We start from the raw sequence: 11309 nt of genomic DNA on the forward strand, positions 1-11309 counted from the left end.
CCACCCGCCTGACCGCCAGCCCCGACAAAGTCGGGCAATACCTCCGCCCGAAACCCCTCGCGGCAGCCTAAATCAGTATCGAACGCCCTCTCAGACGAACGGTCGACGGGCTCTCTGTCCCGTCGCCGGACTACCGAGGGAAATGCTCAACGGCCGCGACGAGACCCGCCTGAAGGCGGCGGCCGACGGCATCCGCGAGCGCGTGCCCAGTGCCGACATCGTTACCGTGGCCGCGGACGTGGCCACGGCAGAAGGCGCTCAGACGCTGCTGGAGACGGTTGCGGAGGTTGATGTCCTGGTCAACAACACCGGCATCTTCGCCTCCACGCCGGTTCTGGACATCCCCGACGAGCAGTGGCGTCGCTTCTTCGAGGTCAATGTCCTCAGCGGCGTACGGCTCGCCCGCCAGTACATGCCCGGCATGATGGAGCGCGGCTTCGGCCGCATCGTGTTCGTCTCCAGCGAGACGGCCATCGACACCCCCCTGGACATGGTCCATTACGGCATGACCAAGACCGCCCTGCTGGCGGTGGCCAGCGGCCTGGCCAAGGCCGCGGCCGGTACTGGTGTGACCGTCAACTCGGTGCTGCCCGGTCCCACCCACACCGAAGGCATCGAGGAATACATCACCGCCCTCATCCCCGAGGCGGAGTCCTTCGACGCCGCGCAGCGCGAGTTCATCGCCCGCTTCCGCCCGACGTCCCTGATTCAGCGGTTGATCGAGCCCTCCGAGGTCGCCGACCTCATCCTCTTCACCAGCTCCGACCGGGCCTCGGCCACCATCGGCGCGGCACTGAAGGTCGAAGGAGGCACCCTCACCTCCCTTACTCCGTGAGGCACAACGGCACACCCAGTGGGTCGTCTCCCGCCGGCAGGGCGCAGCGCGGCCATGCCCTTCTGCACGCCGCTGACCCGGACGACGTTGAAGAGCTCGCCGGTCTCGATGTCGGCGAGCCGGCCCGTCTTCCACTGGTCGATGGCCGCTTCCGGCTCCCGGTTGGCGGAGGCGAGCCAGGTCGCGCCGATGTTGAAGTTCGGGGCGGCCGCTCGGAGCCGGCCGCGTCGTGTGTACGTCATGAGGGTCGTTCCCGTTAGGCCGAGCAGAGCACGTGTTGGATCGCGGGCCCGGTGTCGGCGCGGTCGGCGCGGGCGGCGTTGATGATGTAGACGCCGTGGGTGATCACGATGGCGTGGGAGCGGCCCTTGGCGAGGTCGTCGGCGGCTCGTCCCTCGGCGGACGGGATGTCCAGCCACAGCAACCGCTCGTCGCCCTCCGGCAGGCCGAGGTCGACGGCGAGCGCGTCGACTCGGTCGCGCAGCGCCCTGACGGCCAGGCGAGTGGTGCCCGCGCCGCTGCTCCACAGTGTGGTCGGCTGCCCCCACCGGTAGTAGGCGGTGACCGTGCACCAGAATGGTTCCGGCGGTGTCCAGGGGCGCTGACGGAAGAACACGTCCCGCTGGGCGGCCTGGTAACACTGCGGCATGGTGGCATTCGGTCGCTTCAGTCGCTTCGGCGTGGTTCCGCGTCGGCGGCCCGTCGCAGGCCGGCAGCCGAGGAATTGGGCAAGTTTGCTGAGTTTCACCGTGCTTCTCCCGCCTTCCCGTCGGCCCGAACGCTCGCCCATACCGTCTTTGTCGTAGCCGTCGTCACCACACCCACGGCGAGCGCCAGGCGTCCGACGAGGACCAGTCCGCGGCCGTGCTCTCCGCAGGCGATGAAGGCCTTGGGCAGCAGCCGGTCGGGCCTGGAGTCCTCGACCTCGACCCGGCAGGTACCGGCGCGCTGGTCCAGCCGCACCGTCACGACGTCGCCCTGGCTGCTGCCGTGCCGGATCGCGTTCGTGATCAACTCCGTGAAGATGAGCAGCAGATCGTCCGCTCCGCAGCCGTCCACGTCCCATCCCCACTTCTCCAGCCTCGACCGCACGTTGTGGCGCGCCGCAGGGACCACGTCTGTATCCGCCGGGAAGGTGCCCTCCCAATGCCGGACGGACGTCACGTGTTCGACGGCCACCATGTGCATCGCTCCCGTCAGCAGGAGCACCTGGACGCGCCCCGTTCTTGCTTGGTTCGCTTGCGGTGACCAACCCTGGCGCGTGGTCGCAGACATAACCACTGGCAGAACAAGGACACTTGATCCCCATTCGAGCGAGCCGGCGGACAAACCACGGACAGTTCGCGGACACTTCTTCCCGGCTTGTGTGACCACATGGCCGACCGTGGTAGGCAGAGAACGACGCGGTTCGCACGGGCTGCGGCGAAGGGACCGCGATGAATCTGCTCGATGCCTTGATCACCCAGTTCGGCATGGACTTTCGCGAGTTCCAGTCCGAATACCGGCGGGCTGCCGCACTGCTCCACGAGAAGACCGGCGATGCCGCCTTCAGGAACGTCGTCCTGACGGAGAAGTCCGTCTCACGGTGGCGCTCCGGGCACGTCGCCCGGCCTCACCACCCGGCGCCCGCGGATCCTGAAGCAGCTCTTCGGCCAGCCCGTGGAAGAGCTCTTCGCGCCCTTCACCGGCGATCAGGCCCAGGTGTTGCGGACGCCATCTGCTCCTGTGCTCGATGAAAGTGAACTCTCCATGACTGCACGTGACGCCAGCTCCCACGCCTCCGACGCGGCCCCTCAGTTGCTGCCCGACCTCACGCTCGACCAGCTCGAAGACGATCTCGTGAGCTTGGTCCAGGACACCAGCATGAAGCCGCCGCACGTGGTCTTCGCGTCGGCAAAGGAAGTGCTCGGCGTCTCGAAAGTGCTGCTGGACCGCACCCAGGTGCCCTCACAGTGCCGACGCCTGTACCTCGTGGCCGGCCAGGCTTCGGCGCTTCTCTCGGCATGCGCCTTCGACCTCGGCGCGATACCCCACGCGTTCGAACTGGCCCGTGCGGCTGCGCTCTACGGTCAGGTTGCCGAGGACGGACCGCTCCAGGCCTATGCCCACGGGTACCTGGCGGTGCTGTACTACTGGACGGGCAAGGCCACCCACGCGGTCCGAAAGATCGAGGAAGCCCGGTCGTTCCCCGGTGTCGGCGCCACGGGCAAGGCCCGGCTGGCCGCGATCGCGGCCCGCGCCTACGCGCACCGCGGCTTGGTCGAGAACGCTCAGCTGGCCATCGAGGAGAGCCTGGCCGAGCGCAGCCTGGTCGAAGACGACCTTCATGGCATCGGTGGCGAGTTCGACTTCAGCCTGGAGCGCGTCGCCATGAGCAACAGCTCCACATTGCTGCTTCTCCATGACGGGCCGGGAGTTGAGGCGTCCGCCCGTCGGTCGCTGGAGCTGATCGCGGCCCGCGACGCCCGCCTTGCGCAGGACCTCACCGAGCGGATCGAGGACTTCACCATCGTTGCGCCCCCCTCAGGTCCTGGGGCCCGGAACGCCGCGGCTCGCTCTCGGCTGGGGCACGGCTAGTACGCCAGTGTGACTTCGTGATCTATCCGCTTGAGCGGTCCGCGAGACGTCGCCGTAGTGGCTGCGTAACGTTCCCCCGATGTGCGGAAGGTTGCCGGAGATGGCCTGATGGCCATGAGAGGAGAGCCTCTGCCATGGCTGCACCGATGAAGTACCCGTCCGAGTCGCCCAGACCAGGGGGCTGTTTCGTTGTTAGTTCGGCGAGTACTGCTGGGCCCCTCCAGCGGAGTTCTACTGGCATCCGGACAGACCAGGGACCGGTTCGGGCCAGCTCCTGCAAGCGCGGCTCCCGGACGACGGGGCAGTGCTTACCGTCGCAAGAAACGTTGGTGCCTGTTCCATCGTCAGCCCGCATCGCGTGAAACGCCGAGGTTGGGAGTCCGCACCGTGCCGTCTTTGCTGCACTACGAGATCGTGACGAATCCGACATCGCTCCGAGCATCGCTCACGGACGAACCGTCCCTGGAGACCGTGTACGTGATCGTCTCCAACACCCATCAGACCGAGGTAAGTTGGGACTACATCGAGGTGGCCATGCCACTTCTTAGCTTGTCCTCGGACCTCACGGGCAATCCCTCGGCGGTCACCACGAGCATCGAGCGCACGTACCAGAACCCGAGGGACGACGCGCTGGAGTTCACGTGGGACAGCGTCAACGAGTGCTTCCGGGCGCAGCTCTCCCGCGCGCAGCCTCCCACGCGCTCGCATGCGCTCCTGGACGGCCACGGAGCGCTGGTGCTGAAGCTGGAGAACATCCCGATCTCCGCGGGCGCGGGCCTGAGCTTGCTGGAGATCCGCGAGAAGGCCCACGGCGGCGACGCCAACCTCCCCCGGCGGGACGGCCACTACACCACCCACCTCGGCCTGGTGAAGCAGACGCCGCAGGTGCCGCGCAACTTCCGTGCGCAGAAGTCACTGCTGAACGGTGACGCGAACGAGCAGCTCGTGCTCCAGTGGGACGGCCCCACCGACCTCGACTACGAGATCCTCGACCAGACGGGGACCCGGGTTCACAACGAACCGGCGGTGCCGGGAGCGGCTCCGGGCCACAAGGACTACTCCTGGCCCACCTCCGCGCCGAAGCGCGGCACGACCTACACCCTCGTCGCCAGGGTGCCCGGCGCCGGCCAGCAGCAGCGCGGGTACTTCCTCACCACCACCGTCCACGCGGTCGTCCCCGAGTTCGACAGCGGGACACGCACCCCGTGGGTGGAGGGGACGGCGAACAAGGGCCGGGCCGCCTTCACCTCGGACGGCGTGGAGGTCTACTACCCGAACGGCCACCTGGGAAAGGTAACGGCCGACGACGTCACCACCCGTGTGGTCCAGGGGAGCACCGACAGCGCCGGCTGGATCACCTTCCCGGACCGCGGCGTCAACGTCTACCACGGCCACGACGCCACTCCGGGCATCCTCACGGCCGCCCGGGTCGACGCGGACGGCGTCAACACCAAGTGGGTGGGCAAGCACGAAGCCGGCCAGGGCTGGATCGACTTCACCGAGCCCGGCGCCACCCTCTACAAGGACACCAACGGGCAGGAACGCGGCACCTTCACCGCTGAGAAGGTCGACGTCCGCGGCCTGAACACCACCTGGGTGGGCGATCGCGACGGCGGCAAGGGCTGGGTGGAGTTCCCGCAGTCCGGCATCAACGTCCGCAGGGACGGCGGCAACGCCTGGGGCAACGTCGCCGCCGACAAGGCCGACCTCAACGGCATCAACACCAAGTGGGTCCAGGGCCCCGGCACCGGGGACGGCTGGATCGAGTTCCCTCCCGAAGGCCTCCGCGTCCTACGCGACGGCGGTCACGACCGCGGCACCGTCACAGCCGAGAAGGTCGACGTCCACGGGCTGAACACCACCTGGGTGGGCGATCGCGACGGCGGCAAGGGCTGGGTGGAGTTCCCGCAGTCCGGCATCAACGTCCGCAGGGACGGCGGCAACGCCTGGGGCAACGTCGCCGCCGACAAGGCCGACCTCAACGGCATCAACACCAAGTGGGTCCAGGGCCCCGGCACCGGGGACGGCTGGATCGAGTTCCCTCCCGAAGGCCTCCGCGTCCTACGCGACGGCGGTCACGACCGCGGCAGCGTCACCGCCGGCAAGGCGGACCTGAACGAGCTGCACACGGGCGAGGCCCGGGTCTCCGGCGAGGCGCATGTGCGAGGGCTGCTGACCGTGGGCGGCGGGATGAAGCTCAGCCACGATGGTGAGCGGATGTTCGTCACCTTCCCGGACCGGATCATCTTCTACGGAATCAACGAGTTCAAGAAGTGGGTGAGCCTGGAGCGGGGCATGACGGTCGCCTTCCAGACCGGCGGAGTTTCGATGACCAAGGAGAACGGAGTGCTGGTCAGCGGCAGCGACGTCCAGATCCAGCAGGGGAAGCTCTCCATCTCCACCGGCAACCCACCGCAGGTACGGTTCCTGTAGCGCCTGTGCGACGGCCCACCCCGCGCAGGGATACCGCGCAGTGCTCACCCACCTGATGAAGGGAATTGCGCGGGCTCCGGAAGGCCAGAACGAGCCGGGTGTTCAGATCGCTGCGCGTCGTGTGTTCTGGTACTTCAGTGCGACTTCGTGTAGAGCACGAAGTCGCACTGAAGTACTAGCCGACGCTCGCCAGGACTGCGCGCTCCTTGCCTGGGTCGAGGCCGTGCTTCGCCCAACGCCTGTGCGGAACCGGACGGTTCCCCTCGCTCAGCCAGGCCCACGTGTCGGCCACGGTCTCCGTCAGAGGCCGGCTGACGAAGCCGGCCTCGGCAGCCGAGGTCGCGTCGACGGCCGATGTGCCCGGGTGGGTCCACCACAACGGCAGCTCGGTCCACTGGCGCAGCCCATGGCGGAGCAGGATCTCGTCCTGCACCCACACCAGCGTTCCGCTGCTCCTGGTCGCCTCCAAGCACGCTTGGAGGAGCCCGCCCATCGTCTCCCGCCCGATCGGCGCGGCGAGGTTGTGGACCTGATGGCCCACGCGCAGCGCTTGGTCGAGGGCGAACACGGCGACGTCCCGGACATCGACAGGCTGGATTCTCCGCGACGGGTCCCCCGGGGCGAGTATCCGTCCGCCTCGCTCGGCCCTGTTCAGCCACCATGGCAAGCGCCCGACGTACTCCCCGGGCCCCAGCAGCACACCGGGCCGCAGCAGGCTCGTCCGGGCGAGCCCGAACGTCTCGACCACCGCTCGTTCAGTACCGGCCTCCCGCCGCCCGTAGACGGGGTTGATGCCCGACGTCGTGACGGGTGGCTGTTCAAGTTCCTGGTCGGCGCCCTCCAGGGACTCCCACACCGCCGAATCGGGATTCAACGGTTCGGTGGGCCAGCCCTCGTACACCGCCACCGTGGACACGTACACGTACCGGGCCGCGACCGGTTCCAAGGCCCGCGCGCCGGCCAGCACGTCGCGGGAGCTGAGAGCCGAGGCAGACGTGTCGATCACGGCGTCCCAGGGACCGTGCTCGGAGGCCAACCGGATGAGGTCGCCGGGCCGCTCTCGATCACCGTGCACGGCGGTCGCACCGGGCATGGCGCTTCCCGACCGGCCGCGCGTGAAGGTGGTCACTTCCCAGCCGCGTGCCACTGCGCCGGCCACGACGGCCGGTCCCAGGAACCAGCCTCCGCCCAGGACGAGAATCCTCATGCGGCTGATCCTGCCAGGTCGCCTCCTGAACAAGCAGCCGCCCGCAGGATCGGGTGTCGCTCACCGGTCGACCAGAACTGTGAGCCGAAAGCTGGTGGACGGTGACGTGGCAATCGGCGGCTTCGCCCGCAGTCGTTCATGGGGTTTGGGTCGTCCACAGTCGCACCACGTGGTCGTCGCAGCCTCCCGCAACCATAGTCGCTTGGACTGCGGTGGCCTGGACGCCAAAGTCGTCGTCTTCCTGCAGGAAGGGGACTGGCAGTGCCTGGGTCCGGCCGGTGTCCGTGTCCCACAGCCGGACAGTACCCCAGTCGCCTAGGACGACCGTCTGGCCTGTCCGGCTCACGGAGAAGTTGGACGGGCCGTTCGGGGCATCCACGACGGAGGTGGCGCTCTGCGTTTTAACGTCCCAAAGTCCGATGGAGTGGCCCCGTCCAATCACGACAACCCTACGGGCGGGCAGGTGGCCGAGAGCTAGCACACCGCTGCCCGAGTCCTGGAAAGTGGCGACGGTCTGCCACGAGCCGGAAATTAGCTGCCATACGTAGACGCTTCCATCCTCCCTCGAACCAATGACGGTGTCCCCCCACGCGAACTGGACGGACTTGGCGGGTCCGCGTGTCGCGAAGGTCTGGACAGTGGTGGCCGTCTCAGCATCCCACAGGCGGATCGTGCCGTCTTCGCTTGCGCTGGCGAGCAGACGGCCGTCCTCGCTCCAGTCCAGGCCGTTGACAGAGTCGGTGTGGCCATCCAACGTGGCAATGACCCGGTTGCCGCTGACGTCCATGAGATGCACCGCATGACTGTCCTGAACTGTGCCCCGAAGTGCAAGGTAACCAGCACCGCTCAGTCGGCCACCGGTGGCGTTCAGAACGGCCTTCGGTCGTCCGCTAGGCAACTCCCAGATCCGCACCCAAGAGCCGTCCGTGGTCATCAGAATTGATCCACCTTGACCGAACTGCAGTTCCTCAATCGAGCTGTTGTGGCCCGAGAGAGTTGCGATGCACCGGCGTGTGGCCACGTCCCATACGCGCACGGACGTGTCCAGGCTGCCGCTGGCCAGCATGTCACTCTTGGGGCTGAAGAGTACGCTTGTCACGGCCTCGGTGTGCCCGGTCAGCTTGATCGGGGTGTTGCGGCGGTCCAGGTGGAAAGCCGCGTACCCGTCCAGCGCGAGAAGCCCGACATAGGTCAAGATGCTGCGGCGTCGGGGACCGTGGTAGGCGTGCGCGGCGGTCAGGCCGCTGCTCCGCCGCTCAACGCAGATTCCGGCCGGCGCGTAGGCACTCAGGGCGCTGGCCATGTCGTCGACGGGCGCGTGGATGACTGCCAGGTGCCAGTCAAAGCCCTCGGAGGCTTCCGGTGCCGTACAGAGGTGCGCCTTTAACGGGCCCTTCGCCGACGGCGTGCCCGGAGCCAGCCGGACTATGAGACCGCAGCCCTCCTTGGCGGCGAGACCCGTACGTCCCACCGGGTTCTTGACGACAGCGATGCTCTTGATACCGTCCCACGGTTCCAGATGTTTCAGAGACGGTCCGCTGACCGCGAGGCCGGCGGCACTCACCGTCAGTCGAGTCGCCGGTTTGCCGACGACGCTTCCGGATGCGATGAGGTGCACGAACAGGATGCCACCGAGGGCCCATGGAAGGGGGATGCGGCCGATATCGTGTAGCACTAACCAGCTGGCGCCAAAACTTAGGAAGGCCAGCGCCGTTATCGCGAGGTAGTTGCCAGCCGTGACGGAGGGGTGTTTCCGGAGCTGGTAGCTCATATCCTCGGCGGACGGATTCTGCCCGAGCGGAGGCACGGCCCCCCGTGCCAGCGCCATCCGGCCGGCGGCCCCAACCGCCCGGCACTGGGGCCTGGGCAGCCCTCGGCCGGCCAAATCCCGATCAATCCGATCGTGGATGCCGTCCAGCGTGAGAGGTGAAGGCTCAGCCAGAGTCCGCAGCAGCGCGTCGGTGAACGCGGTGTATCGGGCGCCCTCGGGGGCATGGGACGGCGCGGTCGCCGTGGTCGAAGTCAGCGTGTAGGTACCGGACATGTCGAGCTGGCCGGAAACCAGGCTGTCCGGGTTGGCCATCGCCGACACCGCTCGCCCGGAGAAGCAGCAGTCGAGGATGAGCACCCGTGCGTTGGCCGTGGCCCGTCCAAGGTTCTTTCTGAGCAGTTCCAAAGGGACGGCCGAGAAGCCAACGTGCTCCTGGTCTGTGCTGGTCAGCGCAAGATGGAGCAGGCCGTCGTCGTCCAGCACGCCGTGTCCTGCGTAGTAGACGAGCAGCAGGTCCCTCGCTTCCCGGACCGCCCATGCCAACGCTGCTCCCACCGTTGCGGCGTCGCCTGGCTCCTCCACCACCCGGCAATGTTCTGGGGCGAGAATCCCGTGCTCGTGGTGAGTGAGGGCCGCTTTGAGGTCATGGAGGTTCCGCTCGATGGCAGGGATGTCCGGTAGCTCCTCGCTGCTGTACCGCTGGGCACCGATGAGCACAGCGCGGCTGGACGGACCGTGCGGGAACCACGGCTCCGTCACCGGTCCTGCCCGTCGGGGGATTGCAGCAGAGCATTCACCTCACGAACCAGTGCCGCGGGATCGGTTACCCTGCGCGCGTCGACAGTGATCTGGCGGCCGTCGCCGGCCGTGACGGTGACGGTGACGTCGGCGCGCCGGTTCGCGAGGAAGGCCACCAAGGACTGCACCAGTACGACGCCCGCGCCACCCGAGCCCAGCACGACCGTCAAAAGGTCAAGCGCACCACCCATCTGGCCGGGTGCGGGCGGGCGCCGCCGTAACTGCACCCGCCCACGAAGTCCGTCCTCCGAGGCCAACCAGTCGCGCAGAGCCACGATTTGCCGTTCCACGTCAGCCGCCTCGACGGACAGCCCGAGTTTTACGTCGCTCACCGGAACAGTCACCTTGTCCTCTGTCGTCGACCGTCGCTCAGCGCCGTGCGTACCCGACGCCGTTCGGACACCCGAGCCGCGCCGGAAGGCCAGCGACCGACTCGCGCCGACAACCGTACCCAAGAGCCGGGTCGCCTCGCCGGAATTGACCAAAAACGGGATGCACCGAGGAATCAGGGATAAGAACCGCTGGTGCCCACCGTGGATGTACCTGGCCCGGTCCACAGGTCTACTCGCCTGCCTACGGAGGATGCCAAACGCAGGAACCCCCCTTCAACCAGCACCGCAAGGTCAGAACCGTTGACGTCGTGGCGGCTACTCCCCGCCGAGTGCCAGCCGCAGGCGCTCGAAGTCTTCGCGCGGGATCGACTGGGTCGGCACGTAGAGCAGCTGCGTGACTGTCCGGTGGGTGCCGGGATAGGTCCGGGTCTGGTAGATCCGCAGTCGGGGGAAGACGACGGTCTGCTCGGGGTGGGTGAGGTCGAACAGCTGCTCCAGGTCGTGGGGCAGCGGGGTGCCGTCCTCGTCCACCAGGTCGACGTGGCCGGAGGCCAAGGGCTGGTAGGTGGTGATCCCCGGGACCGTCGGCTGCACCTCGCTCGGCTGCGGCGCAGTCGTCGGGCCGGGCGGCGGGTCGAGCGGCGCGGCGGCGGACAGCTCCGCGGGCGGGGTCTTCGGATCCGGGCCGCCCGCGCCGGCGGTCTCCGCCGCAGGTGCGGCGGGCCTCGTGGGGGGGGTGCCTCTATGTCCTTCGTCAAGGCTGCGCGGGTCATGCTGGCACGGATTCGGGGGCGCGGGTCTCGTAGAGGGTGCCGTCTCGGAGCATGGCGAAAAGGACGCTGATGCGTTGGCGGGCGAGGCGGAGGAGGGCCTGGGTGTGGGTCTTGCCGCGGTCTCGTTGCCGGTCGTAGTAGGCCCGGGAGTCGGGGTCGTGGAGGGCCGCGAACGCGGAGAGGAACATGGCCCGTTTCAGGAGCCGGTTGCCGGTCCGCGGGGCGTGTTCGCCATGGATGGAGGACCCGGAGGACTTCGTCGCCGGCGCCAGGCCGGCGTAGGAGGCCAGGTGCGCGGCAGTGGGGAAGCCGGTGCCGTCGCCGACGGTGACCAGAAGGGTGGCGGCGGTCCTGACCCCGACTCCGGGCATCGAGGTCAGGACCGTGGAAAGAGGGTGGGCCTCCAGCAGTTCGCCGATCCGGGCTTCGACGGCGCGTCGCTGTTCGTGGACGGCGGCGAGCGAGCGGGCCAGGGAGGGCACCACGACGTCCAGGGTGGTGGTGCCCGGGACGACGACGGTCTGCTCGTCGAGCGCGTCGAAGATCTCGTCGACCAGGCGTTCGGCCATGCGCGGGGCCTTGG

The 11309-nt window shown here is 68.1% G+C and carries 10 protein-coding genes; 3 read left to right on the forward strand and 7 right to left on the reverse strand.

Features of this window, described 5'->3' with window-relative positions; translation table 11 throughout:
- Window positions 1-142 precede the first annotated feature (142 nt).
- Complete coding sequence (locus tag ACZ55U_RS37995) at window positions 143-835, forward strand: SDR family NAD(P)-dependent oxidoreductase (RefSeq protein WP_465534025.1); 693 nt, start codon at window positions 143-145, stop codon at window positions 833-835.
- Window positions 836-1091: 256 nt separating this feature from the next.
- On the opposite strand, the gene ACZ55U_RS38000 is transcribed toward ACZ55U_RS37995, so the two are convergent.
- Together ACZ55U_RS38000 and ACZ55U_RS38005 are read right to left on the reverse strand one after the other, a co-directional pair.
- On the reverse strand, window positions 1092-1484 hold the full coding sequence (locus ACZ55U_RS38000) for a hypothetical protein (protein WP_465534027.1): 393 nt from the start codon (window positions 1482-1484) through the stop codon (window positions 1092-1094).
- A 95-nt stretch (window positions 1485-1579) separates the two neighbouring features.
- On the reverse strand, window positions 1580-2044 hold the full coding sequence (locus ACZ55U_RS38005; RefSeq protein WP_465534029.1) for an ATP-binding protein: 465 nt from the start codon (window positions 2042-2044) through the stop codon (window positions 1580-1582).
- A 450-nt stretch (window positions 2045-2494) separates the two neighbouring features.
- Here ACZ55U_RS38005 and ACZ55U_RS38010 point away from each other — a divergent pair, with 450 nt between their 5' ends.
- Window positions 2495-3412: a hypothetical protein gene (locus ACZ55U_RS38010; protein WP_465534031.1), complete on the forward strand. Its 918-nt coding sequence runs from the start codon at window positions 2495-2497 to the stop codon at window positions 3410-3412.
- A gap of 387 nt (window positions 3413-3799) precedes the next feature.
- On the forward strand, window positions 3800-5845 hold the full coding sequence (locus tag ACZ55U_RS38015) for a hypothetical protein (protein ID WP_465534033.1): 2046 nt from the start codon (window positions 3800-3802) through the stop codon (window positions 5843-5845).
- Window positions 5846-6020: 175 nt separating this feature from the next.
- On the opposite strand, the gene ACZ55U_RS38020 is transcribed toward ACZ55U_RS38015, so the two are convergent.
- The 5 genes from ACZ55U_RS38020 to ACZ55U_RS38040 form a co-directional block, all read right to left on the reverse strand.
- The gene (locus tag ACZ55U_RS38020) at window positions 6021-7052 is read right to left on the reverse strand and encodes an NAD-dependent epimerase/dehydratase family protein (protein ID WP_465534035.1); all 1032 of its coding nucleotides are present in this window, start codon (window positions 7050-7052) and stop codon (window positions 6021-6023) included.
- Between the two features lie 136 nt (window positions 7053-7188).
- The gene (locus ACZ55U_RS38025) at window positions 7189-9582 is read right to left on the reverse strand and encodes a caspase, EACC1-associated type (RefSeq protein ID WP_465534037.1); all 2394 of its coding nucleotides are present in this window, start codon (window positions 9580-9582) and stop codon (window positions 7189-7191) included.
- Window positions 9579-9953: an effector-associated constant component EACC1 gene (locus ACZ55U_RS38030; RefSeq protein ID WP_465534039.1), complete on the reverse strand. Its 375-nt coding sequence runs from the start codon at window positions 9951-9953 to the stop codon at window positions 9579-9581. Before ACZ55U_RS38030 ends, ACZ55U_RS38025 begins: the two co-directional genes overlap by 4 nt.
- A 315-nt stretch (window positions 9954-10268) precedes the next feature.
- Window positions 10269-10547, reverse strand: coding sequence for a hypothetical protein (locus ACZ55U_RS38035; protein WP_465534041.1), 279 nt, complete (start codon window positions 10545-10547; stop codon window positions 10269-10271).
- Window positions 10548-10722: 175 nt separating this feature from the next.
- The coding region (locus tag ACZ55U_RS38040; RefSeq protein WP_465534043.1) for a transposase at window positions 10723-11309 on the reverse strand (587 nt) is incomplete at its 5' end.

It is taken from the genome of Kitasatospora sp. NPDC034533 (assembly GCF_055575155.1).